Raw genomic sequence first — 24,886 nt, forward strand, 5'->3', positions numbered from 1 at the left:
AGTGCGTTACTGCTCCATTGCGCAAGATCGCCGCCAAGTTGCAGAACATAACGGTTGCTCTGAGTGCTCAGTTCATCTGAGCGATCCTTAAAGCGGTTATGTCCGCCAATGTTACGTAACCACAGACTGGTCACTTTCTGCTCGCCGGTTAGCAGGTCGGTGTACTGTGTTTCCCCCAGACGGTCATGCAGCCGGGTATTAAACAGCGTATTTGCAGCCTGAATATTGGCCAGATAGCTACTAATCTCCGGGCGATACTGATGCTTTCTTTCTGGTAGTGGTTCTGGTGAAACGGGGGTATAAGGAGAAGCCGGTGTCGGTGTATCAGGTGGCTCTGGTGAATCAGGTATTACAGGGTCAACAGGTGGTATAAGTGGGGTTTCACTGGTTAAGTACCAGTTCTGATCGTCACTTTTCGTCACGTTGTAATCATAGGCTCCGGCAACAATACGGCCTTCTTTACTAAACGTACCCTCTGATGCCCCCGTTATTTCAACAATGCGGATACCTTCAAGCGTATCGGCGCCCTGACCACCGGCATTATGAACACTCACACGGGTATGACCAGACGTGTTGCCTTTTACAATTAATTTATCGGTCGCAGAATTATCATCGCCGAGTGCGGTACGCATAACTAACAAACCGTTATTAGCGGTGTAATTGCCATTGATGGTGAGTGTGGCAGGCGTGAATTTGTCGCCATTTTTTGAGGACGACAGTGTTGCCGTACCCGCCAAATCCAGCGCATTTAAGGTTTGTGAAAAACCAGCTAAATCAATATTCCCTCCACTGGAGACGACATAACTGGAGTTTGGACTAAAGGTATCGTTGATACCGGCGCGCAGGGTGCCTTTACTAATATTCGTTTGGCCAGAATAGGTATTTGCGCCAGCCAACGTCGTGACTCCGGAACCTACCTGGTTAACCTCGCCTTTGCCAACGATATCTGCTGCCAGGATAAAATCTTCGCTGGAATGGTTGAAATTAATCTGGGCAGTACTGTCCCCGACCTCGCTTCCCATATGGATAATCGGCGTCTTAATTGCCCCCGCTTTTTGCTCGGCTTCTCCCTGCGCTCCACCAATGTTTAGAATACCGGTGCTGGTTTCGTCCATTCCAAGCCAGATAAATTGATTCGCGCTGACCGTGGCATTATTACTCACGGTAAGAATACCCTTTGCTTCGTTCAGCAATGAGCCCAATCCCCCAAGGGAGATAAACTCATTCACGGCTAATGAAGAATTGTCACCATCAACCAGCGTTTCACCGTATCCCGTTCCCTGAAAATTCTCCATATTTCCATTAAAGCCAATGATCATATCTTTTGACGCTGTAAGATGACCGCCATGAGTGATTTCGAGTTTACCCGTCCCCTGATCGCCTACCATCACATACCGTGCGGCAACGGATGATCCCTCACCATCAATAACGACTTGCCCCTGTGCCTGGTAATTAAATTCACCGATTCTGAATTCATTTAAATCGGTGATAGTACTACCGCTGAGTACCATTAAAGTTCCTGAACCGCCATTAGTTCCCAGGTAAATATCGCGTTCATTAGGCGATGCATGACTAAGCGTCAGATGAGTGTTATTTTCTAATTTTATTGTCCCTGACGTCGCATTACCGATTACGATTTTAGCAGTAGTCAGATCCCGCCCGTCTATATTCAACGTTCCTGCACTTGTTGCTCCAACATTAAGATACCGAAACTGGTCCCATACTGGTGAGTTATTTTCTGATGAAGATAAGGTTACGACATCATTATTATTGATTGTCACATCGCTGTTGATAGTGGCTGGTGGTGTCCATGCCTGAGAAATTGGTATTGATAGCACAGTTGAAATAGCTATTGCCAGCGTGGACAAGGGATGCTGTCTGATATTCATAAAGTTAATTTTCATCCTTATGATTTATTTTAAGATAAATAGCGAATCCACAGTAACTACGTAAAAAATTAGATTTTAAGGCCGCTGAATCAGGTTGCTGTTCTGTAAATGAAGGGTAGTGTGTGAGGCCAATAATTATAAATCAGTTTAATTTGTGATTAATTTGATATTAATTTGTTTTGATGGTTTAGGCATTAGGGTGAAAATAAGGTGCATAATTTTACTTAGCGGAAATTTTTAAATGTCTTAAGGCATAAAAAATGAGCAAAGAAAAAGCAAAGGAAATCAATAAGATGTTTTTTCGGAATTTTGCGGGGTTAGTAACAGTAACTGATTAATTGCATGTTTATTGTTTGCACATCTTTTTAGATATAAAAAACACCAGAATTATTATCAAAAAATAATGTAAGTCTGGTTTCCAAGCATGGGTTATATGCACGTAAATAATAAGATTAAACATTTCCTCATTAAGAAAAGTGCAAAAATATTCTCTTCTCAGGCAATGTAAATCTGCCCGATACGATAAACGTATCGGGCAGGTGTTTAATTCTCCGGCTTTCTACCTGTCAGTCACCCGATATTCCACGCTATGCGCTTCATCAGGTTGTGGAACTTCCAGCCTTGAGGCCATCCGCATCACCACCGCTTCAGGAACGGCATACTCGCGTCTGGCATTTTGCTGCTTCCATTGCGCCCATGGCACTTCCAGATAAACGATTTTTACTCGTGCGCCGTAAGCCGTAAACAGACTGATAAGCTGGCTACGCAGCTGGCGGGTAATGTTCGTTGCATTCCAGACAAACGACTTCTTTTGCCGAAGTCGCACGCGAGCTTCTTCTTTTGCCTGCTGTACAATACGACCAGTCGCGGTTTTATCGTCAGGGCTGGCATTGATTCGCCGCCGCATGTCATCAAGGCTGATAACATCCATTCCCTGGCACTGTTCACTGATATAGCGATCTTTGCCCATTCCCGGTAAGCCACACAACAAAGTAACTTCAAAATGTTCAGCCTCCCAGGGAACAAAATCGGGAGAACTTTGTTCATGGGTCAGGTAATGCCAGCGTGCGGAATCAGAAACGAATGGGCGCACTTTTCCCCAGCATTGTTGCTCCTGGCAAAACAGCACGAACAGATCGATGCGTTCCAGCATTGACTGCTTATCAGGGCAATGACGACCAAGCAGATCGGCACGGGCAAGCAGGGCGAGCAGACGCGTGTCGACGCGCATCGCAGCAGTGAGCAGTAAACGCTCCGGTTCCGGACGTTCCAGTAACCATAGCGGTAACCCATGCAGACGCACCAGTGCAACGATTTGCTCGCGCAGCACAAATGGCGTGGGGATATCGCGCCATAAAATTTGTCGGGCCGTCAGTTCGCCCCGACGAGCATGACCAGGCGACTGAATACGTCCGTTTTCCTGAACGGTAGTGCTGCGCTTTTCAACATCATGCAATAACGCCGCCGCCCATAAAACTTCCTGCTGTTGAGCGGGGAGTTGCTGGAATTCTGGCAGAGCAACGAGCGCGTTAAGCACCATTTCGGTATGCACGCCGACGTCACCTTCACCATGATGCTCCGGGTCTTGTGGCGTGTGATGCATCTCCTCAACCCAGCTAAAACGCTGGCGAAGTGTCGACCAGCGTTTATCGTCGGTAAGTCGCCAAATCATGACTGTTCTCCATAAGCGAACTCATGTGCCATCCGCGCCCGACGCCAGTGGCGCTTCCAGTGTTCGCTGGTTTTGACATGATTTTTGCGCACGTACTTGAATACATTATGGGGAAAATCGGCAACGGGAAATGCGTCGCGATTTCGGCTGACAATGCCTTCCAGCGTACAGGGTTGCCCGGTTTGCGTATCCCAGGGATCGAACGCGCCGCGCTCACAGGTCAGCGCCAGAAAATCATGTTGCCAGCTTTTTTCATCATTCCCCGGCTGCGGGCCGGAAATTTCCGGGACGCAGGGGAAATCAAACAAGGCGGCGTAAAACTGAACTTCTTCCCAGCTTAACCACATGTCCTGACAGCGAACGGCAAACAGATAAAAATCCTGCTCCAGTGCCCGGTATTCAATGGAGTGAACGGCATAAAGATTTTCGCCAAACAACTCCAGATCGCCGAGATCGTTTTTCAGTAGTTGCCAGCGTTGGCGAATCTTATAGCTCCATGCCGATTCCGTAGGGGCTGCATGGGAACGGGCAAACACGCCGAAGCGATTAAGACAGTTATTTTCGCCGTCGAGTTTTTCAGTATGTACCAGTTGCGAAATTGCCTGCATATCTTGCCAGTAACTGGCGTTAATGCGGTCATCGCTGGTGGTGCCAGGGGAGAAAGGGTAGTGCCAGGTTCTCCCGTATTTACGTTGGGTATTCATAATAATCCATTATTTGGTGTGTAATAAATGTACGCCCGCGAGGGTGCGAGTTTTGGGGTTAAAAGAAAAATGTAAGTATCACCCGCGAAAGTGAGGGCGAAGGGAAAAGAGAATTAACAACCTGAACGAATGTTCAGAACCGGTTAATGGTGAATGGAAGAGTGTGAGGCGGCGAGAAGATACACCGATTGAGTGGATAAAACAACCGTTTGCAGAATGAGCAAATAAAAAGGGAGCCGCAGCTCCCTTTGACAACATCAGTGCGCACCGCCTCCGCCGCCACCTGCGCCAAATGGCGGCCTGGCAAACCACACCAGCCCCAGCAGGACGAGGAATATTCCGGCTGACATCCAGAAGATCTCATTGGCGGAAATAATCAACCCCTGATTAGTGATCTGCTGGGCAATCCAGCCGGAAGCTTGCTGTTGCGTCATTCCCAGCCCTTCCAGTTGATGGTACATCGCCTGGGCGTTCGGGTTATACGGATTCACTGATTCGGTCAACTGCGCATGGTGCAGTGACTCGCGGTTAGTCCACATAGTCGTAGTGATTGATGTCCCGATAGACCCCGCCAGCGTTCGCGTAAAGTTGGAGAGACTCGACGCCGCCGCCAGTCGTTCCGGCGGCAAACCAGAGAGCGTAATGGTGGTCAGCGGCATAAAGAAGCAGGCCACCGCGAAGCCCTGGATAAACTGCGGCCAGGCCGATGCACCAAAATCCATACCCGGTTCAAAGGTATAAGCACGCCAGTAAAAGCAAACGGCATACATAATAAAGCTGAAGGTTACCAGCCGACGCATATCCAGTTTATGCGCAAAACGACCAATAATCGGCGACAGGATCACCGGAATAATCCCTACCGGCGCAGACGCCAGCCCTGCCCAGGTTGCCGTGTAGCCGTAGACTTCCTGCAATAATTGCGGCAACAGAACAATTGCGCCGAAGTAGAGCATGTAGGCGAGGCTGATACACAAGCAGCCAATTGTGAAGTTGCGCGATTTAAACAGTGACAGGTCGACTATCGGGTTATCGTCGGTCAACTCCCAGACAATCAGGAAGCTGATAGCCACCACCGCCACCACGGTGAGGATGATAATTTCTTGCGATGAGAACCAGTCCAGCTCTTTACCCCGGTCGAGCATAATTTGCAGGCTACCGATACCAATCACCAGCAGCGCCAGCCCCACGGCATCAATTCGCCGCCTTTCTGTACGGGTTTCGCGTCCGCGCAGGGTTTGCAGTGTCATCAACACCACCGCCACGCCAATTGGCACGTTGATGAAGAATATCCAGCCCCAGTGGTAATTATCACTGATATAACCGCCGAGGATTGGGCCGCAAATTGGCGCGACAATCACCGTCATCGACCACAACGCCAGCGCGATCGAGCGTTTAGCTGGCGGGTAGTTATTCAGTAACAGACTTTGCGAAAGTGGGATCAACGGCCCGGCGACAATCCCCTGAATCACGCGGAAGAAGATCAGCATATTCAGACTACTGGAAACACCACACGCCCACGACGCAATGGCGAAGGCAATGGTTGACCAGAGGAACAGCTTCACTTCCCCGACGCGTTTTGCCAGCCAGCCGGTAAGGGGGATCGAGATGGCGTTTGCCACCCCGAAGGAGGTGATCACCCACGTTCCCTGGCTGAGCGATGAGCCCAGATTCCCGGCGATAGTGGGGATCGCCACGTTAGCAATGGTGGAGTCCAGCACCTGCATGAATGTCGCCAGTGACAGCGCAATGGTCATAATGACCAGTTGCGCGCCTTCCAGCGGTTTTTGCTGTTGCATCACACGCACCTCTGGATTAGCCAGCGTTAGCTTTTACGATATCGTCGATCAGTTTATTGACAGGTGCCAGGCTGATTTCACGCGCGGTACTTACCGCGACCGGCGTAGAACGTACTTTGTTTGCCAGTACCTGACCGTCACGGTTAGTGGTATTGACGCTCACCAGCGTGGACAAGCCGATACGCAGTGGGTATTGCTCAAGCTGTTTTTGGTCCAGTTCAATACGAACAGGCAGACGCTGAACGACTTTGATCCAGTTACCGGTGGCATTTTGCGCCGGAAGCAGCGAGAACGCGCTACCTGTACCCATATCCAGACCGACCACTTTACCGGTGTATTTCACATCATCGCCGTAAATATCAGTGGTGATAGTGACCGGCTGACCGATGCGCATATTGGCAATCTGCGTCTCTTTAAAGTTGGCATCCACCCACATATTGGTAGCCGGAACGACCGCCATCAGCGGCGTCGTTGGGCTAATTTGCGCACCAGGCTGAACGGCTCGGCGGGAGACATAGCCGGTCATTGGGCTGACAATTCGGGTACGTTCCAGCGCCAGCCAGGCGTTACGTACTTCAGTAGCGGCCTGTTGCACGGCAGGCTGATCTTCCAGTTTAGTTCCCAGAATCATCGCCTGATTGGCATTGTATTGTTGAATGGCGACATCCAGTTGCGCCTGGGCGCTGGTGACGGCGTCGCGGGCGTGTTGCAGTTCTTCGCGACCAATCAGGTTGGCATTGCCCAGCGGCACACGGCGGTTGTAGTCGCTCTGTGCTTTAGCGAGGGCGATTTTTTGCACCTCAATATTCGCCTGCAACTGCTTGCTGTTAATCATCAGCTGGTGGGTTTGGCGAACGCTGGAAGCCAGTGCAGTTTTGGCTTTTTCAAACGCCTGGCGAGCATCTGTCGGGTCGAGAGTGACCAGCACATCGCCTTCTTTTACAAAATCGGTGTTATCGGCCCAGACTTTCGTCACGCTGCCAGACACCTGAGACATAATTTGAATCTGATTCCCTGCCACGTATGCGTCATCGGTCTCTTCAAAATGACGCAGTACCAAAAACCAATAAATTCCTATCGCTACGGCAATAATGATAAAGAGCAAGGTGAGAAGGAGGAGCAGACTCTTACGTTTGCCGCTCTTCTTTACCGGTTGCTGCGGGTTTTGAGTCTCCGCATTTGCGCTCATATTGTTCTCCACGATCTTCTTAACTCATCGGCTGAGCCGACCTGCTTGCCAAAAAGGCCAGCACGTTGCGATGCTGGCCGGTCAGTTTTTCTTTTATAAATCTGGATTTTTGAGCGAGATGACGCGTTAGCTCATCGCTTCGAGGACCATGCCGTCTTGTTCCATCTGGTCGAGACGGGAGAGCAACTTGCGGGTGATTTGCTCAAGCTGATCTTTTTCGCTAGTGCTGAGTGCGGACCAGAGTTGATGCAGGCAGTTATGCTGCGGCGGTAAAACCTCGCGCAAAAACTCGTGACCTTTTTCTGTTAATTGCAGATGCAGGCAGCGGCGATCGTTGTCGCTTTCACGACGCTCGATCCAACCGCGTTTTTCCAGTTCATCGGCAATACGCGTTGCATTGGTACGGGATGATCCAAGAGCACAACTTAATTCAGAAGGCTGAATACTGTGGTTTTCCTGAGACTCCAGCGTAATCAACGCCATAAACAACGTCTCGTTAATCCCCTGAGCCTTCAGCATTTTATTGCGGTTCTCCAGCAGCTTGCTCTGCATATGCATACAAAGACGGGTCAGAAGGATTTCCTGGTAAGGAAAATCTTCGTGGCGGCTGGCGCGAAATTTTAGCATTTGTTCAATGGGCGTAAACGAACTATCCATTTGGGTATGACCTCATTAATTTCAGCCGATATAGTAACGACAGTGACAAATAAAGTAAATGTATTGTTTTAGAAAATTGATTCTTGTGGGTTATATAATCGCCATCACTTTCCAGGCGAGCCCGTAGGCCAGCGCACTTAGCAGTGTAGGGACGATAATGCTGCGTGTTTTATAGAAACTGGCACCCAGTACCGCGAAGCCAACCAGTGTGGGCACGAAACGGCGTGTATCGTGCATCACTTCTGGTGCGGTAGAGACAACCAGCAGAGCACAAATCGAGGCTATGCCAATGGTGTCGAGCAAAATACCCACCGCACCACGTTTGGTCGGGCGGGCATTACCCACACGCAGGCGCAGCGGCAAATAGCGAAAGCAGTAATTAACCGCGCCAACCAGTAACCCAAGCAGCAGAACCTCATAGCTCATCGGGCGCTCCTTGCCAGAATGCCTGAATTAGCGCAGTGAGGCAGCCACAGACAATGCCTGCCAGAATGGCGACGGGAATAGAAAATAGCGTTACGCCCGCAAGGGCGCCGATTAACGCTGCGGTAACGCAAAGGGATTGTTTGCGCTGGAAAGAGGCGAGCAGAAAACTCATAAAGAGCGCCGGTAGCATAAAGCCTAATGCTGCTTCAACGGCTGGATAACCTTGCAGCAATCCGCTGCCAGAGAATGCCCCTATAACCGTATCAAATACCCACGATGACCATGAACTGAAGGCAATGCCAATCATCCAGTTCTCGCTCCAGCGGCGATTATTGCGTACCAGCTTTGCCGTTGCTGCGGCAAAAACTTCATCCGTCAGGCCAAACGCCCACAATGCAGTTTTCGATTTTTGCAAACGCTGAACAATGCGGCTACGCAACGATGGACCATACAGGATATGGCGAACATCCATTGCCATGACGGTCAGCGCAGCGACCCACAAACTACTCCCGGCTGCCAGCATCGTGGTAATGACGAACTGACTCGCGCCTGCATAAATGATGCAGGAGAAAAAAACGCTTTCGAGAGGAGAAAATCCCAGACGGGTCGCATTCAGACCGAAAGCAAAGGCCACCGGAATATAACTAATAACAATCGGTAAACTGTCTTTGCATCCTTCCATGAAGGTCGCCGAACCTGAAGCAGGCAGAGGAGTAGGGCTTACCATAGAGTGTACGCTTAACGACTGTTAAAATTATAAATGGACTGAATGAATATCTTAACCTTATCAGACTGATGGGCTTCTTAACACCCTTATAAGTGTAAAGCCACGAAAACGGTTGCTGATTGTCTAAATAGCGGCTTCCTGACGATGAAAACCTCGCCACCAGACCAACAGATTAACCAGGGCAATCGTCGCACCAGCCAGACAAACGCCAGCCCAACCGGCATGTTGCCAGGCAGAGGCCGAAATCAGTGAACCGGCGGCACCGCCAATAAAGTAACTGGTCATATAGCCTGCGGTCAGACGATTACGTGCATCAGGATAAATACGATAAATCACGGTTTGATTGGTGATATGCACGCCCTGTACGGTGAGATCCAGCACCAGGATGCCAATAATCAGCGCCAGCACGGAAGTGTGACCAAACCAGATCGCCAGCCATGAAAGCAACAGCAGCAGTAGGCCGAAAGTCGTTGTCAGGTGCGATTGACCCTTATCGGCAAAACCACCCGCAGGACGTGCACCCAGCGCCCCAGCGGCTCCCGCAAGACCAAACAGACCAATTACGCCATCGCTGTAGTTAAAAGGCGGTGCTGCAAGCAAAAAGGCCATTGATGTCCACAGAATGCTGAAGTTGGCAAAGGTCAGACAGCCCAGCACCGCGCGGGTGCGCAGGATCTTATCGCTGATAAACATGCTGAAAACGGAACCTAACAACTGTGGGTAGTTGAGGTGCGTCTCAGATTTCATCTGCGGCAGGCCGCGCCACAACGCCAGCGCCATTAGCGCCATTAATACTGCTGCGACCCAGAAAACGGTGCGCCAGCCGCCGAGATTTGCCAGCAATCCGGCAACGGTACGCGCCAGTAAAATACCCAGTAGCAGGCCGCTCATAATTGTGCCAACCACCTTGCCGCGTTTTTCCGGTGAGGCCAGCGTTGCCGCCAGTGGAACCAGAATTTGTGCCACGACCGAGAATAAACCCGTTAATGCCGTACCGAGGATCATCATCGCCAGTGACTGACTGCTGGCGGTAATCAACATACCGCCCGCTGCCAGTAAGGTCATCGAGACAATCAGGCGGCGGCGTTCAAACATATCACCGAGGGGAACAAGAAATAGCAGACCGGCGGCATAACCTAGCTGCGCGGCGGTGACAATAAAGCCCGCTGAACTGGCAGAAAGGGAAAAGTTACGCGCGATAGTGTCGAGCAATGGCTGAGCGTAATAGTTGCTGGCGACCGCCAGACCGGTGGCGATCGACATTAGCACGATCAGCGCCGGGCTAAGCTCGTGATTGGGTTTCGTCATTATTGCTTATCAGGTGATGATGAGTCTGAAAACCAATAATAGCGGATGTTGATGAATATGGGATGAAAGATAGATTGTTGAAATGTGCGGTGTGGTGTGTAGGCATGATAAGACGCGTCAGCGTCGCATCAGGCATTGTGTACAGAATGCCTGATGCGGCAAAAACGCCTTATCCGCCCGAATAAAAATTACTTCTGCGCTGCCAGCGCCTCATTTACCCAGCCATCGAACTGTTGCTGGTGGGCTTTGATCCAGCCATCAACGTGACCCTGAATATCGCCTTCTGAGGCTTTACCGTCATGCATAATGGCGTTCTGGGCGTTAATGTCTGCCACCGGCAACTGCATAATGGCAAACAGTTTCGCTGCCGCCGGGTTTTTCTCAGCCCAGGCTTTGTTGGCAACGATATGCATGGTGCTGACCGGGAAGCCGTAATTTGCGCCATTCGGTAGTTTGGTATCGGCGTTTTTATCACCCGGCAGTGCGGAGAACGGCACCTGCAACCAGACGACATCTTTGCCCGGCTTCAGTTCGTTACTCACCCAGTACGGCGTCCAGGTGTAGTAAAACACCGGCTTGCCCTCTTTGTAACGACTGATGGTGTCAGCCATCATCGCCGCATAGTTACCCTGATTATGCGTCACGGTGTTGGTCAGTTCATACGCGGCAAGCTGGTGATTAATGGCACCTTCGCAGCCCCAGCCGGGGTTACAGCCGGTTAAATCCGCTTTACCGTCGCCGTTGGTATCGAACAGTTTGGCGATCTTCGGATCTTTCAGTTGTGCGATGTTGGTGATTTTGTATTGGTCGGCGGTTTTCTTATCGATCAGGTAACCCTGTGCCGCGCCGTTAACAAATACCCCTTCACGATAAAATTTCTTATCGCCACCGGCTGCTTCGTACATGTTGTCATGCAGCGGCGTCCAGTTCACAGCGGTGAAGGTTGCATCGCCAGAAGCAAGCGAGGTGTAGCCAACGTTGTAATCCACTTCGCTGGGTTTATTGACGGTATAACCTAATTTCTCTAATGCACGACTGACCAGCAGCGTCTGGAAGGTTTCTTCAGTGATGGTGCTCTGAACTGGATTAACAGTAATGCCTTTGCCCGGCAGATCGGCAGCAAAAGTTTGTGTAGAGATAAGCGTGGCAAACGCTGTCGCAAAAAGTACGCTATGTCGCATTGTTATTCCTTTTTTTGGCAGGGTGATAATGCCCGGCGTCACCGGGCAAGTGCAGAGTTACTTAATGAATGGGCGGGTCAGCAGACCAACAGGGCCAGTGGTGTACCAGCGACGGTTGCCGCGACTGCGTGAGTCGCGCCCAACGGCCTGCGTCAGGCGATCGAGGATAATGGCGAGGATCACAATCCCGACGCCGCCAACGGTGGCAAGCCCCATATCCAGACGACCGATACCGCGCAGAACCATCTGACCAAGCCCGCCAACAGCAATCATCGAGGCGATGACCACCATTGAAAGAGCCAGCATCAGCGTCTGGTTAACGCCCGCCATAATGGTCGGCATCGCCAGCGGTAACTGAACTTTGAACAGCATCTGGCGCGGGCTGGCACCGAATGAGCGCGAGGCTTCAATCAGATCCGCCGGAACCTGGTTAATCCCCAGAATGGTCAGACGGATAATCGGCGGCAGAGCAAAGATGATCGTCACCACCACGCCCGGCACGTTGCCGATGCCAAACAGCATGACGATTGGCACCAGATAAACAAACGCTGGCGTGGTCTGCATGGCATCAAGCAGTGGACGAATAATTTTCGCCGCTCGCGGACTTCTCGCCAGCCAGATCCCCAACGGCAAACCGATGACGATACAGAACAGCAGGGCGGTTAACACCAGCGCCAGAGTAACCATGGCCTGCGACCAGGCACCGATTGCGCCGATGGCAATCAGCGAAACCAGCGTCGCAACGCCCATACCGACGCCGGAAATCTGCCAGGCGATGAGAGCGAAAACGATAATCGCCACTGGCGCTGGCATACCCAGCAGCAATTGCTGGAAACCGTTGAGGATATAATCAACCGGAACGCGCACGCCCTGGAAGACGGGACGGAAATGGGTAACGACCCAGTCGATCCCTTCAGTGACCCAACTGTCGAGCGGGATCAGCGTTTTATGGAACGGATCGAGAATATTAAAATGCTCGACGTTTGGCGCAGGCGTACTGGTCAGCCAGTCAGCGCCACCGCCGTCAGTCGGTGCAGCAGCCGGTGTACCCCAGGCGTCTGCGGATTGTGCAGCACTGTCCGCCGCTGGCGTGGTATCCCACGGATTATTTTGATCAGCCATTGTTTACCCCCTCACGATCTAAAGCGCGCAGCAGCATTCCTTTCGAAATGATGCCGACATACTGTTGGTCCTCGTCGACCACCGGCACCGCACAGGGCGCCTGTCCGACATGAGAGAGCAATTCGCTAAGAGGCGTTTGTGCATCGACCGCTAACGGCGCATCAATCAGCGCCGCATCAAGACCTTGCTGCTGCGTTAATGCTGCTTTTAACGAATCGATAGACACTGCGCCGACAAATTTATTACCGCGTTCGATGACGTAACCATATTCGCGGTCTTCATCCTGCAATAATTTCAGCGCCGAACGCGGGCCGAAGCCGGGTGTTTTACGAATTAAGCCATTAGGGCTGCGGCGGGCAATATCTTTTGCGCTGAACACCTGGCTAATATCGACGCCACGGAAGAAGGTACGGACATAATCATTCGCCGGATTATTGAGAATTTCATCCGGTGTACCGACCTGAACGACTTCACCATTTTGCATAATGGCAATTCTGTCGCCAATACGCATAGCTTCATCGAGATCGTGGGAAATAAATACAATGGTGCGCTGATGTTTCGCCTGTAATTTTACCAGCTCATCCTGCATCTCGGTGCGAATTAGTGGGTCGAGCGCCGAGAAGGCTTCATCCATTAATAAAATATCCGGATTGATGGCTAATGCGCGAGCCAATCCGACACGTTGGCGCATCCCGCCAGAAAGTTCGTCCGGATAACTGTGGGCATAATTTTCCAGCCCGACCTGACGCAGTGCATCAATGGCTTTTTCCCGGCGTTCTTCGGCATTAATTCCGGCCAATTCCATACCAAACGCAGTATTGTCCAGCACGGTCATATGTGGCATTAAGGCAAAGGACTGGAAGACCATCGCAATCTTTTTTCTGCGCACCTCACGGAGTTCGGCATCGGATATTTTGGCAATATCCACACCGTCAATCAGTACTTGTCCACGGGTGGGTTCAATCAGGCGATTGAGAAGGCGTACCATTGTGGATTTACCCGAACCGGATAATCCCATGATGACAAATATCTCGCCTTCTTCAATGGCCAGACTGGCGTCTTTTACGCCAAGCGATAGACCTGTTTTTTCCAGAATTTGTTCTTTTGAAAGTCCTTTTTCGATATATTTGAAAGCCCGTTGTGGATGCTCGCCAAATATTTTATAGAGATTTTTAATTTCTAATTTAATTGCCATGCAATAGAAAGATTCCTGTTATTTGTTTATGTCGATATATTACCCGATGGAAATAGTCACTTTTTTCTACCCTAACATACTGAGAATCTGAGGCAACCCCTGATGGCAAATGTGGCATGAATATTGATGTGAGCAAATTGCCGGAATTTCCCGTGATATAAGGGCTGAGAGCAAATCGAGAAAAGTTGATATTTTTTGTTATAGATAGCGGAAAAACGCCTGAATATTGTAGTTTCAGGCGAATAATGCAACAGAGTATCAGTGTAGATCACCACAAAATATCTGTGTGATAAAAAGCCATTTAATGAAAATTATTTCCCTGCTGCGGTCGGTGATATTTTTTAAATAACGGTGTCAGAAATTCCAGTCTTCGTCTTCTGTTTCGACCGCTTTTCCCATCACATAAGAGGAGCCAGAACCGGAAAAGAAATCGTGATTTTCATCGGCATTCGGCGAAAGCGCGGCGAGGATTGCCGGATTCACTTCCGCCATTTCTGCCGGGAAAAGCGGTTCGTACCCCAGATTCATCAACGCTTTATTGGCGTTGTAGCAGAGAAACGCTTTTACATCGTCAGCCCACGAGGTTTCGGCGTACAGCTCATCGGTGTATTGCAGTTCGTTGTCGTAGAGTTCCAGCAACAAATCGAAGGCAAAATTCTTTAACTCTTCGCGTTGTGCCTGGGAGATTTTTTCCAGGTTTTTCTGATATTTATAACCGATGTAATAACCGTGCACTGCTTCATCGCGGATAATCAGACGGATCAGGTCGGCGGTATTAGTCAGCTTACCGCGACTGGAAAAATACATCGGCAGCCAGAAGCCAGAGTAGAACAAAAATGATTCCAGAAAGACACTGGCGATTTTCTTTTTCAGCGGATTATCGCCGCGATAATGTTGCTGAATAATCTGTGCTTTTCGCTGCAACGGCGCGTTTTCTTCACTCCAGGCGTAGGCGGCATCGACATCTTTTGTCTGGCACAGCGTCGAGAAAATCGAATTGTAAGAGCGGGCATGAACCGCTTCCATAAAGCTGATATTTGATAATACCGCCTCTTCATGGGGCGTGATCGCATCGGGCATCAGCGAAGGTGCGCCGATAACATTTTGTAGCGTGTCGAGTAGCGTCAGGCCAGTAAAAACACGCATCGTCAGTTGTTGCTCTACGGCGCTTAATGTCTGCCAGGCGGGGATATCGTTCGACAGTGGCACTTTTTCCGGTAGCCAGAAATTACTGGTCAGGCGATTCCACACCTCCAGATCTTTATCGTCAGTAATCTTGTTCCAGTTGATGGCGCTGATACGTGAGAGTTTCATAAGCAATCCTTAAAGTGCGCAGGAGACGCAGCCTTCAATTTCAGTACCTTCCAGCGCCATCTGACGCAGGCGAATGTAATAGAGCGTTTTGATCCCCTTACGCCAGGCGTAAATCTGCGCTTTGTTGATATCGCGGGTGGTGGCGGTATCGGGGAAAAACAGCGTCAGCGACAACCCCTGATCGACATGGCGGGTCGCTTCGGCGTAGGTGTCGATAATCTTTTCCGCGCCAATTTCGTAAGCGTCCTGATACAGCGCCAGATTCTCATTAGTCATAAACGGGGCAGGGTAGTAAACGCGCCCGGTTTTACCCTCTTTGCGGATCTCTACTTTCGCCACAATCGGATGAATACTCGACGTGGCATGGTTGATGTAAGAGATGGAACCGGTTGGTGGCACCGCCTGGAGATTCTGGTTGTAGATGCCATAGCGCATCACGTCGTCGCGCAGTCGCGCCCACATCTCACGGGTAGGTAGCGTAATACCGCTACGGGCAAACAGTTCGCCAACTTTCGCCGTTTTCGGCTGCCAGTTACCTTGCAGATATTGGCTAAAATATTCACCGCTGGCATAGCGCGACTGTTTGAACCCGGCGAAAGTTTCACCGCGTTCGCGCGCCAGCAACATCGAGGTGCGCAGCGCGTGCCAGGTGATGGTATAGAAATAGAGATTGGTGAAATCCAGAGCCTCCGGCGAACCATAGGCGATGCCTTCCCGCGCCAGATAACCGTGTAAATTCATCTGCCCCAGCCCGATGGCGTGCGAGGCGGAATTTCCGGCTTCGATGGACGGCACGCTGCGGATATGACTCATATCCGACACCGCCGTCAGACCGCGCACGGCTGTTTCTACCGTGCGGGCAAAGTCGGGGGAATCCATGGTGTGGGCAATATTCAACGAACCTAAATTGCAGGAAATATCATGGCCTGTGCGAGCATAGTTGAGATTCTCGTCATACTCTGAGGCGCTGTTTACCTGCAAAATCTCTGAGCAAAGATTGCTCATATTTATGCGCCCGGCGACAGGGTTAGCACGGTTTACCGTGTCTTCATACATGATGTACGGATAGCCGGACTCAAACTGGATCTCCGCCAGCCGCTGGAAGAAATCACGCGCGTTGATGTATTTTTTGCGGATGCGTTTATCGGCAACCAGTTCGTCATAGTGTTCGCTAATGGCGATATCGGCAAACGGCTTGCCGTAAACCCGCTCAACGTCATAGGGCGAAAACAGTGCCATCTGCGCATTCTTTTTCGCCAGATGGAAGGTGATATCCGGGATCACCACGCCCAGCGACAGCGTTTTAATGCGGATTTTCTCGTCGGCATTTTCCCGCTTTGTGTCGAGAAAACGCAGAATATCGGGATGATGGGCATGTAAATAGACTGCACCCGCCCCCTGACGAGCGCCGAGCTGATTGGCATAGGAAAATGCGTCTTCCAGCATTTTCATCACCGGAATTACGCCAGAAGATTGATTTTCAATACGTTTAATTGGCGCGCCCGCTTCCCGCAGATTCGACAGCAAAAATGCCACGCCGCCGCCGCGTTTCGACAGTTGCAGTGCGGAATTTACCGCCCGGCCAATCGACTCCATATTGTCTTCAATACGCAGCAGAAAACAGGAAACCAGTTCGCCGCGCTGCTGTTTACCACAGTTGAGGAATGTTGGCGTGGCAGGCTGAAAGCGTCCTGACAGCATTTCATCGGTCAGTTGCAACGCCAGCGTTTCATCGCCTTGTGCCAGCGTCAGCGCCACCATAGTGACTCGATCGGCAAAATCCTCCAGATAACGCTTACCGTCGAATGTCTTCAACGTATAGCTGGTGTAAAACTTCCATGCACCGAGGAACGTCTGGAAACGAAAACCGCTGGCGTGCGCGCGGGCAAATAGCGTAATGACAAAGTCGCGAGAGTAGCGATTGAGGACATTTTCATCATAGTAACCTTCGTTGACCAACCAGTTCAGGCGCTGCTGCTGGCTACTGAAGGTCACACTGTTCGGGCGTACATGCGTCGCCATAAAGGCGTCTACGGCCTGGCTGTCTTTATCGAACTGAATGCGACCTGCACTATCGTAAAGGTTAAGCATCGCATTCAGGGCGTGGTAATCCATTGTTTCCTGCGTCAGGCGGTCTGCGGTTGTCGTTGCCAAAATTCGGTTACTCCTTTACGAACATTTTCGATATCGCTTTGCGTACCCATGAGTTCAAAGCGGTACAGCCACGGCACGCCGCATTTCCGGGCAATCACATCTCCGGCGCGACCATACGCCTCACCAAAGTTGCGATTACCCGAAGCAATAACGCCGCGAAGCAACGCCCGGTTATGTTCGTCGTTTAAAAAGCGAATCACCTGTCGTGGCACAGCGCCAGCCGTACCGCCACCGCCGTAAGAGGGCACGATCAGGATGTAAGGCTCGTCTACCTGAATCCGTTCCCGCTCATTGAGTGGAATGCGCACGGCGGGCAGCCCTAAACGTTCGATAAAACGCTGCGTATTTTCGGAGCTGCTGGAGAAGTAGACGAGCTGGCTCATGCACTGGCCGCGTGTGGCGCTGGATGCAGACGGTTGATCATGTCCGGACGAAAACCAGACCAGCTAAGATCGCCTGCAATCACTACCGGCAACTGACGAAAGCCCTGAGCACGCAACGCTTCCGCCGCTTCAGGAACGCGATCGACATTAATCATTTCAAAATCAAAGCCCCGGTTTTCCATCGCCCGTTTGGTGGCGTGGCACTGAACGCAATCGTTACGAGTGTAAATAATAATGCGCATGATTCGTATTTCCGTTTAAAATGAAGATACGGCGCGATGATACGCGTCGGGTTGTCTCTCTGTTGATACAGGGATACTAGATGTAGTTGAAAAAAGATTCAACCATACAAGATATGGGAAATTTCGATAAATCTCACCGCCGCCGAGCAGCTCAGCGGGGTAGGGGGTTTTGTGTTCTATAGCCGGGTGATTACCCGGCATCAGGAAGTTACATCCGCATGGAAACGGCCAGGCGGTTAAAGCAATTCATCAGTCCGATGGCAAAAGTCAGGTCGCTGATCTCTGCTGCGCTGAAATATTCAAGCAAAGGTTGATAAACGTCGTCTTCTGCATGGCTTCGGGCAATATCGGTCACCGATTCCGCCCAGGCCAGCGCCGCCCGCTCGCGATCATCAAAATGATGGCTCACCCGCCAGCCTGCCAGAGCGTCCAGCTTGTGCTGCGGCACACCGGATTTGCGTAATGCTTTACTGTGCATCTCCAGACAAAATGCGCAGCCGTTGATTTGCGAGACGCGCAAATAAACTAACTCCATCAGTGTGGTATCCAGCGCACTATTTTCCAGCGCCGTTTTGGCCTGCACCAGCGCGTTATACACTGCCGGGCTAAGTTCGTAGTAAGGCTGACGTAATGTAGTCATACAGTTTCTCCTCTTATTAACGCCCGCAATGTAGCACTATAATGGACTGCTAAAGAGAGCCATAAATTACCTAAAAAAGCAGACCATATGCCGCGCTATCAGGATATCGCCCGTCAGTTAAAAACGGCTATTGAGCAAGGGGAACTGAAACCCGGCGCAAGGCTACCTTCCAGTCGTACCTGGTCGCAGGAGCTGGGCGTGTCTCGATCCACCGTCGAAAATGCTTATGCTGAGCTGGTGGCACAAGGATGGCTGGTACGGCGGGGGCAGGCGGGCACCTTTGTCAGCGAGCAAATACATCCCCAACAATCCGCTGTGGATGTGCTTGCCTTTGCCGGTGAAAGCCAGCAACCGCTACCATTCCAGATGGGATTACCCGCACTCGATCTCTTTCCGCGAGAGCTGTGGGCGCGGGTGATGGGGCGCCGTCTGCGTACCCAGACGCGCTTTGATTTGGCGTTAGGCGATGTCTGTGGTGAGGTGGCGTTGCGTGAGGCAATTGTTGATTATTTACGCGTCTCACGCGGGATTGAATGCCAGCCAGAACAGGTCTTTATCACTCACGGTTATGCAGCCTCAATGGCCTTAATTCTGCACACGCTGGCGAAACCGGGAGACGGGATGTGGATGGAAGATCCTGGCTTTCCGCTGATTCGTCCGATTGTTACTCGCCACGGTGTGGAAATTTTACCTGTGCCTGTTGATGACAACGGACTGGATGTCGCAAGTGGAATGCAAAATTATCCTGATGCGCATTTTGCCCTGATAACTCCGGCACACCAAAGCCCGCTCGGTGTTGCGCTCTCACTGGCGCGCAGGCATCAGGTGCTGGCGTGGGCAGAGCGTGCGCGGGCGTGGATTATTGAAGACGATTACGACAGTGAATTCCGTTATCACGGTAAGCCATTACCGGCGCTGAAAAGCCTCGACGCGCCACAGCGGGTGATTTATGCCGGAACATTCAGCAAATCGCTATTTCCTGCATTGCGCTGTGCGTGGCTGGTGGTGCCGGTGGAGCAGATTACGCAATTCCGCCAACAGGCGTCACTGAAGCCATGTGCAGTGCCAGTTCTATGGCAGAACACACTGGCTGACTTTCTTCGCGAGGGGCATTTCTGGCGGCATCTGAAGAAAATGCGTCAGCACTATGCGCAGCGTAGGCAGTGGATTGAACAGGCGCTTACGCAACAGGGATTCCTGGTTATGCCACAAAAAGGCGGCATCCAGATGGTTATCAGCATGGTGGGTGACGATATTTTCCACGCGCGTAAAGCCAATACTGCTGGCCTTGCGGTGCAGGCACTTAGCGACTGGCGTATCCGATCAAGTGGGAAAGGAGGATTGCTTCTCTCGTTTACCAATATTATCAGTGAGAGTATGGCGCAGCAGGTGGCACAACAATTACGCAGAGCCTTAAGTTAAAAACCCCGAAGTCAGGCTTCGGGGTCAAAGACGCGTATTTATTATCATTGTTGCATTACGATTTGCGTATGCTTAACAGCGCGCCGATAAAAATACCTACCGCAGCTGCTGTACCCACGCTACACCAGGGTCTTTCACGAACAAAAGAATCTGCGCAGCCAACTGCATCGCGCGCGGCTTGCTGGACGCGAGTACGACCATGCATCCGCGCTCTGGTTTCTTTCAGTAGAGCCTGAGCTTTACTGCGTGCGGCTTCGGCCTCACCTTTGGCGTCGCTGCCCCAGGACTTCAATACAGATTCGAGACTGTCGGCTAATTGATTGACATCATTCTGAATATCCTGCACGCCATCATCGACGTCGTTGCGGTTCGGTCTGTTAAACATATGATCCCCCATTAGAATTCGATGTAATTTTCAGTGTAGACCATAATTTTCTTAACAGAGATTCATCGCGGCTTTATGGACTTTTCTGAAAGCGTTGTGAATGCGCAATCAGGTAAGGTAGGCGCGCAGTAGATATTAACGAGGATAAAATATGTATTTACGACCAGACGAGGTGGCGCGCGTACTTGAGAAAGTCGGTTTTACTGTCGATGTAGTAACCCAGAAAGCATACGGTTACCGTCGTGGGGAACATTATGTCTATGTTAACCGCGAAGCGAGAATGGGACGTACCGCACTGATAATTCATCCAACATTAAAAGAACGTAGTTCCACACTGGCTGAACCTGCTTCCGATATTAAAACTTGCGATCATTACCAGCAATTTCCGCTCTATTTAGCGGGTGAACGTCATGAGCATTACGGTATCCCGCATGGCTTTAGTTCGCGTGTTGCGCTTGAACGTTATTTGCATGGCTTATTTGGCGAAGCCAGTTAAAGACGCGACTGGCGATGCCAGTCGCGAAAAGAAGGGTCAGGCTTTTACCTGCTGGTAGCTGCTCACTTTGAACAAGCGGCGACAGTAATCAAGGAAGTAGCCATAGACCGCCCCCATCAGCATCGAAACAACGATGTTTGAACTGACCGCTGCCATAATCTGGTGCCAGTCTGCGCCTACCACTAATAAGATCGCCATATACACTGGTGACTGGAACGTCACATAAGCCAAAATATCAGCCAGATTTTTTGTCCAACCAGAGTGGCTAACTTTGCGTGCCGCGCGCATAAACAGATCGCGGTACATGCCATATGGCCATGCAATTAAGATATTCACCGGAACGGCCACCAGCCTGGAATAAAAAGACTGTTCGAAGCTCATCCCGGAGAGGAAAACTTCAATACACATGTTCACGACAGTACAGTAAACAACCATCGCGAACGTGTCTGCAACTGCATGACGCAAGCGTGACTGCGGTGAGAACATGCTAATGCTCCTTAATAAAAGCGAAATCGGGTATGAATGGAAATGGAAGCAGTGCTTTAGACTGCCTGTTTCATTTTTGCATAGCGTATATTGCTGGTTGTTAGTAATCAATTAGTGAAAAATTTTTATTTATTTTGTTTTTGTAGATAAAATGTTCCGCAATGGCGTATTTTTTATACATTATGGATTTTTAAATGCCTTTATGAATAATTTTATTTAAAATCATATTATTACGTTGTCATTGTGAACTGTGCTGGTGGGGCGGTTAAGGGCTGTTAACGCCGTAAAGCGTAGACAATCCGGCTTAAGTAGCGGGTTGAGCTCATTTAGCATTTTTAATGACCTGAAGCCACTAATGCCAGCATAAAACTTCAGTTACTGAAACTTTGTTTTTATTCTTTATGTATGCATTTTTATTCAATTTTCTTTAATCTACCTTCGGTGATGATGGCACAGAGGGCATCCGATTATTCGCAAATGTCTGCAATGATAAGTCAAATGGCTAATATATAAACCGAAAATAATTATTAATCTGCCTGGAAATAACGGTTGAAATAATATCGCGCACGACTGTAAATAGATTAAATTTTGTGGAAATATAATAAGTGATCGCTTACACTACGCGACGAAATACTTTTTTTTGTTTTGGCGTTAAAAGGTTTTCTTTATTATGTCCGTAATGTTACAAAGTTTAAATAACATTCGCACCCTCCGTGCGATGGCTCGCGAATTCTCCATTGACGTTCTTGAAGAAATGCTCGAAAAATTCAGGGTTGTCACTAAAGAAAGACGTGAAGAAGAAGAACAGCAGCAGCGTGAACTGGCAGAGCGCCAGGAGAAAATTAGCACCTGGCTGGAGCTGATGAAGGCTGACGGAATTAACCCGGAAGAGTTATTCGGTAATAATTCTGCTGCACCGCGTGCAGGTAAAAAACGCCAGCCGCGTCCGGCAAAATATCAATTCACCGATTTTAATGGTGAAGTCAAAACCTGGACCGGCCAGGGTCGTACACCGAAACCGATCGCTCAGGCACTGGCTGAAGGTAAATCTCTCGACGATTTCCTGATCTAATGACTGCTGCCGGATGCTGCCACTATGGCGCGTCCGGCGTCGCTTCTTACGCTCGCTGATTCCACGGCATCTTATCTAACAACCTTGCCATCCCGCAAAAACCGCTGATGCCCGCAAACATTAATCCCGCACCGACAAAGCCGCTTAATAAGAAGAACGCGCTATTCACGGCATAACCCAATACGACGCCGATTAATATTAAGCCACCAGCTGTGATCTGTACCTGACGCATTAATGGTAAAGGCTGCGATTTATTTTCAACTACCGGCAATCCCGCTTTTTTCCAGCCATCAATACCGCCCTCCAGTAAAAAGATATCTGCGGGAGCGGCAATCGCTGCTAATTTTTGTGCATTATTACTGGTGCGTTTTCCTGCCTGACAGTGGAATATAATTTGTTCGCTACGTAATTTTGTCGGAAGACCAGACTGTTCCAGTACGGATAATGGCGCCAGATCCGCTTCAGGAATATGTTCACGAAGATATTCATCGGCATCGCGAATATCGATTAACTTTGCACCGCGTGAGATTAATTCTTGTGCATCAAGCGGTGGAATTGTTGTTAAAGCCATTGCTACTCCTTACGGACAATAGACGTTTTTCAGGGTGGCGATAATGGCATTTACCGTCTCATTTTTAATGAAATAAAGAATGCGTTGGGCATCCCGTTGGCTGTCGATAAGCCCTTCGTCACGCATCCGTGCCAGATGCTGTGACGTTGCAGAGGCACTCAGTCCGGTAATGCGCGCCAGTTCACCGGCGCTGGTGCCGGGGGAACCGCAAATCATGCACAGAATCAGCAACCGTTTGGGGTGACTCATTGCTTTCAGTAAGGCCGCAGCCTGTTCGGCGCTGGCCTGTAGTTGGGCTAGTTCAGTCATATTTATTTAAGTGTTTTCTAAATTAAGTAAACTCTAAACTAAAAATGCAACGTATACCAGCGTCAGCAGCGTAAATGAGGGTAAAAGCAAAGGCTGAAACAGGCAGACTCCGCTAAAATTACTATGCTTAAGAGATAAAATTTCTTTTTAAACAATGAGTAATTTTCTTATAGGGAGGACATATGGGGTTCTGGAGAATCGTCATCACCATCATTTTGCCACCGCTCGGCGTGCTGCTGGGGAAAGGATTTGGTTGGGCATTCATTATTAATATTTTGCTGACACTTCTTGGCTATATCCCTGGTTTAATTCACGCTTTCTGGGTGCAAACCCGCGATTGATCCTGTGCTCATCCTGCGGCGTTAACGCGCCGCGTTCCTCTGCTACACTTTCTGAGTGTTTCCGTTAACGAATGAGGTAATTATGGGTCTGTTCAATTTTGTGAAAGATGCCGGAGAAAAGCTCTGGGACGCGGTTACTGGTCAGCATGATAAAGACGATCAGGCGAAGAAGGTGCAGGAACATCTGAACAAAACCGGTATACCTGATGCCGATAAAGTGAATATTCAGATTGTCGATGGTAAAGCGACGGTTACAGGTGACGGCTTAAGTCAGGAAGCGAAGGAAAAAATCCTTGTTGCAGTGGGGAATATTTCCGGTATTGCCAGCGTGGACGATCAGGTAAAAACGGCGACGCCAGGCACTGCCAGCCAGTTTTATACCGTTAAGTCTGGTGACACTCTGAGTGCTATTTCCAAACAGGTTTACGGTAACGCCAATCTCTACAATAAAATCTTCGAAGCGAATAAACCGATGCTAAAAAGCCCGGATAAAATTTACCCGGGGCAGGTGTTGCGTATTCCTGAAGAGTAGTTAATTGCCAGCCATCGCCTGCTGGATAATCGGAATTGGCGTCAGTAGATGCTGGCGCATTAACTCACTGGCGCGCGCCGTATCTCGCGCCAGTACCGCCTTAGTCAGGGTCTGGTGCTGTTCATGTTTATCTTCCAGCATTTCTACAGAAAGCACCGTTTGCCGCAGCCAGATGAACCGATAGCGCGCCGCCAGATCAAACAACCGTTCACGCATTTGCAGTAAATAGTGGGAGCCACAGCCCGCCACAATTGCAGTATGAAATGCCTGATGGCGCTGGTCCCATTCATCAAGCATTTTCTCGCTGGCGTCACAAGCCTCAAGCTTACTGAGCAAATGCGCTTTTGCGAGAACGTCAGCCTCCCACTCATCGCCGCCACGGGCAATTGCCAGACTCACCAGCATCGCTTCCATATTGGCGCGGGCGTCGAAAATATCGAGCAGTTCTTGCTCTGACATAGACGCCACCCGATACCCTTTTTGATTCACCACCGTGACCAGCCGTTCCGCCACCAGTTGCGAAAGGGCTTCCCGCAACGGCCCGACGCCGAGTGCATAACGCGACGTTAGCGAACTCATCCGTAATTTTTCATCTGGCTGAAAATTGCCGCGAATAATATCGTTTTTCAACCAGCGGTAGCCATCCAGAGACGTAATGGTCATGGTGTGACTC

Annotated in this window: 27 protein-coding genes; 5 read left to right on the forward strand and 22 right to left on the reverse strand. The window is 50.2% G+C overall.

Annotated features, from left to right (window positions below; genetic code table 11):
- The 17 genes from FC814_RS17670 to FC814_RS17755 form a co-directional block, all read right to left on the reverse strand.
- On the reverse strand, nucleotides 1–1,889 hold a 1,889-nt coding region (locus tag FC814_RS17670; protein WP_137326246.1), incomplete at its 3' end, for an autotransporter outer membrane beta-barrel domain-containing protein.
- Between the two features lie 559 nt (nucleotides 1,890–2,448).
- Nucleotides 2,449–3,561: an ATP-binding protein gene (locus FC814_RS17675; RefSeq protein WP_137326247.1), complete on the reverse strand. Its 1,113-nt coding sequence runs from the start codon at nucleotides 3,559–3,561 to the stop codon at nucleotides 2,449–2,451.
- Nucleotides 3,558–4,265, reverse strand: coding sequence for an RNA ligase family protein (locus FC814_RS17680; protein ID WP_001097121.1), 708 nt, complete (start codon nucleotides 4,263–4,265; stop codon nucleotides 3,558–3,560). Before FC814_RS17680 ends, FC814_RS17675 begins: the two co-directional genes overlap by 4 nt.
- A 257-nt stretch (nucleotides 4,266–4,522) precedes the next feature.
- Nucleotides 4,523–6,061: a multidrug efflux MFS transporter permease subunit EmrB gene (gene emrB / locus FC814_RS17685; protein ID WP_001516928.1), complete on the reverse strand. Its 1,539-nt coding sequence runs from the start codon at nucleotides 6,059–6,061 to the stop codon at nucleotides 4,523–4,525.
- Between the two features lie 16 nt (nucleotides 6,062–6,077).
- A complete protein-coding gene (emrA, locus tag FC814_RS17690; RefSeq protein ID WP_032226033.1) occupies nucleotides 6,078–7,250 on the reverse strand; it encodes a multidrug efflux MFS transporter periplasmic adaptor subunit EmrA in 1,173 nt (390 codons plus the stop codon).
- A 126-nt stretch (nucleotides 7,251–7,376) separates the two neighbouring features.
- Complete coding sequence (gene emrR / locus FC814_RS17695; RefSeq protein WP_000378436.1) at nucleotides 7,377–7,907, reverse strand: multidrug efflux transporter EmrAB transcriptional repressor EmrR; 531 nt, start codon at nucleotides 7,905–7,907, stop codon at nucleotides 7,377–7,379.
- A 90-nt stretch (nucleotides 7,908–7,997) separates the two neighbouring features.
- Nucleotides 7,998–8,333, reverse strand: coding sequence for an L-valine transporter subunit YgaH (ygaH, locus tag FC814_RS17700; RefSeq protein ID WP_000119757.1), 336 nt, complete (start codon nucleotides 8,331–8,333; stop codon nucleotides 7,998–8,000).
- Complete coding sequence (gene ygaZ, locus FC814_RS17705) at nucleotides 8,323–9,060, reverse strand: L-valine exporter subunit YgaZ (RefSeq protein WP_137326248.1); 738 nt, start codon at nucleotides 9,058–9,060, stop codon at nucleotides 8,323–8,325. The genes ygaH and ygaZ overlap by 11 nt, the downstream gene beginning before the upstream one ends.
- 123 nt (nucleotides 9,061–9,183) lie before the next feature.
- A complete protein-coding gene (locus tag FC814_RS17710; protein WP_137326249.1) occupies nucleotides 9,184–10,368 on the reverse strand; it encodes an MFS transporter in 1,185 nt (394 codons plus the stop codon).
- A gap of 188 nt (nucleotides 10,369–10,556) precedes the next feature.
- Nucleotides 10,557–11,549: a glycine betaine/L-proline ABC transporter substrate-binding protein ProX gene (proX, locus tag FC814_RS17715; protein WP_001216525.1), complete on the reverse strand. Its 993-nt coding sequence runs from the start codon at nucleotides 11,547–11,549 to the stop codon at nucleotides 10,557–10,559.
- A gap of 57 nt (nucleotides 11,550–11,606) precedes the next feature.
- Nucleotides 11,607–12,671 (reverse strand): glycine betaine/L-proline ABC transporter permease ProW, encoded by a 1,065-nt coding sequence (gene proW, locus FC814_RS17720; protein WP_000774965.1) that lies wholly within the window; start codon nucleotides 12,669–12,671, stop codon nucleotides 11,607–11,609.
- Complete coding sequence (gene proV, locus FC814_RS17725; RefSeq protein WP_000985478.1) at nucleotides 12,664–13,866, reverse strand: glycine betaine/L-proline ABC transporter ATP-binding protein ProV; 1,203 nt, start codon at nucleotides 13,864–13,866, stop codon at nucleotides 12,664–12,666. The genes proW and proV overlap by 8 nt, the downstream gene beginning before the upstream one ends.
- A gap of 354 nt (nucleotides 13,867–14,220) precedes the next feature.
- Nucleotides 14,221–15,180 (reverse strand): class 1b ribonucleoside-diphosphate reductase subunit beta, encoded by a 960-nt coding sequence (gene nrdF, locus FC814_RS17730; protein ID WP_137326250.1) that lies wholly within the window; start codon nucleotides 15,178–15,180, stop codon nucleotides 14,221–14,223.
- 9 nt (nucleotides 15,181–15,189) lie between these two features.
- Complete coding sequence (gene nrdE, locus FC814_RS17735; protein WP_085461062.1) at nucleotides 15,190–17,334, reverse strand: class 1b ribonucleoside-diphosphate reductase subunit alpha; 2,145 nt, start codon at nucleotides 17,332–17,334, stop codon at nucleotides 15,190–15,192.
- Nucleotides 17,307–17,717 carry a class Ib ribonucleoside-diphosphate reductase assembly flavoprotein NrdI gene (gene nrdI / locus FC814_RS17740; RefSeq protein ID WP_000080948.1) on the reverse strand — a complete coding sequence of 137 codons (411 nt, stop codon included), beginning with the start codon at nucleotides 17,715–17,717 and terminating at the stop codon, nucleotides 17,307–17,309. The genes nrdE and nrdI overlap by 28 nt, the downstream gene beginning before the upstream one ends.
- Complete coding sequence (gene nrdH / locus FC814_RS17745; RefSeq protein ID WP_001220162.1) at nucleotides 17,714–17,959, reverse strand: glutaredoxin-like protein NrdH; 246 nt, start codon at nucleotides 17,957–17,959, stop codon at nucleotides 17,714–17,716. Before nrdH ends, nrdI begins: the two co-directional genes overlap by 4 nt.
- A gap of 208 nt (nucleotides 17,960–18,167) precedes the next feature.
- Nucleotides 18,168–18,599, reverse strand: a complete 432-nt coding sequence (locus FC814_RS17755) for a carboxymuconolactone decarboxylase family protein (protein ID WP_000209790.1) — start codon at nucleotides 18,597–18,599, stop codon at nucleotides 18,168–18,170.
- Between the two features lie 87 nt (nucleotides 18,600–18,686).
- On the opposite strand from FC814_RS17755, the gene FC814_RS17760 reads away from it, so the two are divergent.
- Entirely contained in the window at nucleotides 18,687–20,021 is a 1,335-nt protein-coding gene (locus FC814_RS17760) for a PLP-dependent aminotransferase family protein (protein ID WP_085461059.1), read from the forward strand.
- Nucleotides 20,022–20,076: 55 nt separating this feature from the next.
- On the opposite strand, the gene FC814_RS17765 is transcribed toward FC814_RS17760, so the two are convergent.
- Nucleotides 20,077–20,406, reverse strand: a complete 330-nt coding sequence (locus FC814_RS17765) for a DUF883 domain-containing protein (RefSeq protein ID WP_010345700.1) — start codon at nucleotides 20,404–20,406, stop codon at nucleotides 20,077–20,079.
- A 151-nt stretch (nucleotides 20,407–20,557) separates the two neighbouring features.
- On the opposite strand from FC814_RS17765, the gene FC814_RS17770 reads away from it, so the two are divergent.
- Nucleotides 20,558–20,902, forward strand: coding sequence for a DUF2002 family protein (locus FC814_RS17770; RefSeq protein WP_000281310.1), 345 nt, complete (start codon nucleotides 20,558–20,560; stop codon nucleotides 20,900–20,902).
- A gap of 36 nt (nucleotides 20,903–20,938) precedes the next feature.
- Here the strand turns inward: FC814_RS17770 and alaE are convergent, their stop codons facing one another.
- On the reverse strand, nucleotides 20,939–21,388 hold the full coding sequence (gene alaE / locus FC814_RS17775) for an L-alanine exporter AlaE (protein ID WP_000492676.1): 450 nt from the start codon (nucleotides 21,386–21,388) through the stop codon (nucleotides 20,939–20,941).
- Between the two features lie 670 nt (nucleotides 21,389–22,058).
- Between alaE and stpA the strand changes: the two genes are divergently transcribed.
- Nucleotides 22,059–22,460, forward strand: coding sequence for a DNA-binding protein StpA (stpA, locus tag FC814_RS17780; protein ID WP_000115375.1), 402 nt, complete (start codon nucleotides 22,059–22,061; stop codon nucleotides 22,458–22,460).
- 46 nt (nucleotides 22,461–22,506) lie between these two features.
- Here stpA and FC814_RS17785 read toward each other — a convergent pair whose 3' ends face one another.
- Nucleotides 22,507–23,031 carry a rhodanese family protein gene (locus FC814_RS17785; RefSeq protein ID WP_137326251.1) on the reverse strand — a complete coding sequence of 175 codons (525 nt, stop codon included), beginning with the start codon at nucleotides 23,029–23,031 and terminating at the stop codon, nucleotides 22,507–22,509.
- 9 nt (nucleotides 23,032–23,040) lie between these two features.
- Nucleotides 23,041–23,340 (reverse strand): helix-turn-helix transcriptional regulator, encoded by a 300-nt coding sequence (locus FC814_RS17790; protein WP_137326252.1) that lies wholly within the window; start codon nucleotides 23,338–23,340, stop codon nucleotides 23,041–23,043.
- A 182-nt stretch (nucleotides 23,341–23,522) separates the two neighbouring features.
- Here FC814_RS17790 and FC814_RS17795 point away from each other — a divergent pair, with 182 nt between their 5' ends.
- Together FC814_RS17795 and kbp are read left to right on the forward strand one after the other, a co-directional pair.
- A complete protein-coding gene (locus FC814_RS17795; RefSeq protein WP_000508177.1) occupies nucleotides 23,523–23,681 on the forward strand; it encodes a YqaE/Pmp3 family membrane protein in 159 nt (52 codons plus the stop codon).
- 82 nt (nucleotides 23,682–23,763) lie between these two features.
- Nucleotides 23,764–24,213 (forward strand): potassium binding protein Kbp, encoded by a 450-nt coding sequence (gene kbp / locus FC814_RS17800; RefSeq protein ID WP_000522419.1) that lies wholly within the window; start codon nucleotides 23,764–23,766, stop codon nucleotides 24,211–24,213.
- On the opposite strand, the gene csiR is transcribed toward kbp, so the two are convergent.
- A complete protein-coding gene (gene csiR, locus FC814_RS17805) occupies nucleotides 24,214–24,876 on the reverse strand; it encodes a DNA-binding transcriptional regulator CsiR (RefSeq protein WP_000156829.1) in 663 nt (220 codons plus the stop codon).
- Nucleotides 24,877–24,886 lie beyond the last annotated feature (10 nt).

Origin of the sequence: Escherichia sp. MR, from assembly GCF_005280595.1 — a bacterium.
GTDB classification, from domain to species: domain Bacteria; phylum Pseudomonadota; class Gammaproteobacteria; order Enterobacterales; family Enterobacteriaceae; genus Escherichia; species Escherichia ruysiae.

Excerpts from the sequence above, each read along its gene's own strand:
- FC814_RS17675 (WP_137326247.1), bottom strand. The coding sequence starts at position 3,561 with ATGATTTGGCGACTTACCGACGATAAACGCTGGTCGACACTTCGCCAG.
- FC814_RS17680 (WP_001097121.1), bottom strand. The coding sequence starts at position 4,265 with ATGAATACCCAACGTAAATACGGGAGAACCTGGCACTACCCTTTCTCC.
- emrB (WP_001516928.1), bottom strand. The coding sequence starts at position 6,061 with ATGCAACAGCAAAAACCGCTGGAAGGCGCGCAACTGGTCATTATGACC.
- emrA (WP_032226033.1), bottom strand. The coding sequence starts at position 7,250 with ATGAGCGCAAATGCGGAGACTCAAAACCCGCAGCAACCGGTAAAGAAG.
- emrR (WP_000378436.1), bottom strand. The coding sequence starts at position 7,907 with ATGGATAGTTCGTTTACGCCCATTGAACAAATGCTAAAATTTCGCGCC.
- ygaH (WP_000119757.1), bottom strand. The coding sequence starts at position 8,333 with ATGAGCTATGAGGTTCTGCTGCTTGGGTTACTGGTTGGCGCGGTTAAT.
- ygaZ (WP_137326248.1), bottom strand. The coding sequence starts at position 9,060 with ATGGTAAGCCCTACTCCTCTGCCTGCTTCAGGTTCGGCGACCTTCATG.
- FC814_RS17710 (WP_137326249.1), bottom strand. The coding sequence starts at position 10,368 with ATGACGAAACCCAATCACGAGCTTAGCCCGGCGCTGATCGTGCTAATG.
- proX (WP_001216525.1), bottom strand. The coding sequence starts at position 11,549 with ATGCGACATAGCGTACTTTTTGCGACAGCGTTTGCCACGCTTATCTCT.
- proW (WP_000774965.1), bottom strand. The coding sequence starts at position 12,671 with ATGGCTGATCAAAATAATCCGTGGGATACCACGCCAGCGGCGGACAGT.
- proV (WP_000985478.1), bottom strand. The coding sequence starts at position 13,866 with ATGGCAATTAAATTAGAAATTAAAAATCTCTATAAAATATTTGGCGAG.
- nrdF (WP_137326250.1), bottom strand. The coding sequence starts at position 15,180 with ATGAAACTCTCACGTATCAGCGCCATCAACTGGAACAAGATTACTGAC.
- nrdI (WP_000080948.1), bottom strand. The coding sequence starts at position 17,717 with ATGAGCCAGCTCGTCTACTTCTCCAGCAGCTCCGAAAATACGCAGCGT.
- nrdH (WP_001220162.1), bottom strand. The coding sequence starts at position 17,959 with ATGCGCATTATTATTTACACTCGTAACGATTGCGTTCAGTGCCACGCC.
- FC814_RS17755 (WP_000209790.1), bottom strand. The coding sequence starts at position 18,599 with ATGACTACATTACGTCAGCCTTACTACGAACTTAGCCCGGCAGTGTAT.
- FC814_RS17760 (WP_085461059.1), top strand. The coding sequence starts at position 18,687 with ATGCCGCGCTATCAGGATATCGCCCGTCAGTTAAAAACGGCTATTGAG.
- FC814_RS17765 (WP_010345700.1), bottom strand. The coding sequence starts at position 20,406 with ATGTTTAACAGACCGAACCGCAACGACGTCGATGATGGCGTGCAGGAT.
- FC814_RS17770 (WP_000281310.1), top strand. The coding sequence starts at position 20,558 with ATGTATTTACGACCAGACGAGGTGGCGCGCGTACTTGAGAAAGTCGGT.
- alaE (WP_000492676.1), bottom strand. The coding sequence starts at position 21,388 with ATGTTCTCACCGCAGTCACGCTTGCGTCATGCAGTTGCAGACACGTTC.
- stpA (WP_000115375.1), top strand. The coding sequence starts at position 22,059 with ATGTCCGTAATGTTACAAAGTTTAAATAACATTCGCACCCTCCGTGCG.
- FC814_RS17785 (WP_137326251.1), bottom strand. The coding sequence starts at position 23,031 with ATGGCTTTAACAACAATTCCACCGCTTGATGCACAAGAATTAATCTCA.
- FC814_RS17790 (WP_137326252.1), bottom strand. The coding sequence starts at position 23,340 with ATGACTGAACTAGCCCAACTACAGGCCAGCGCCGAACAGGCTGCGGCC.
- FC814_RS17795 (WP_000508177.1), top strand. The coding sequence starts at position 23,523 with ATGGGGTTCTGGAGAATCGTCATCACCATCATTTTGCCACCGCTCGGC.
- kbp (WP_000522419.1), top strand. The coding sequence starts at position 23,764 with ATGGGTCTGTTCAATTTTGTGAAAGATGCCGGAGAAAAGCTCTGGGAC.
- csiR (WP_000156829.1), bottom strand. The coding sequence starts at position 24,876 with ATGACCATTACGTCTCTGGATGGCTACCGCTGGTTGAAAAACGATATT.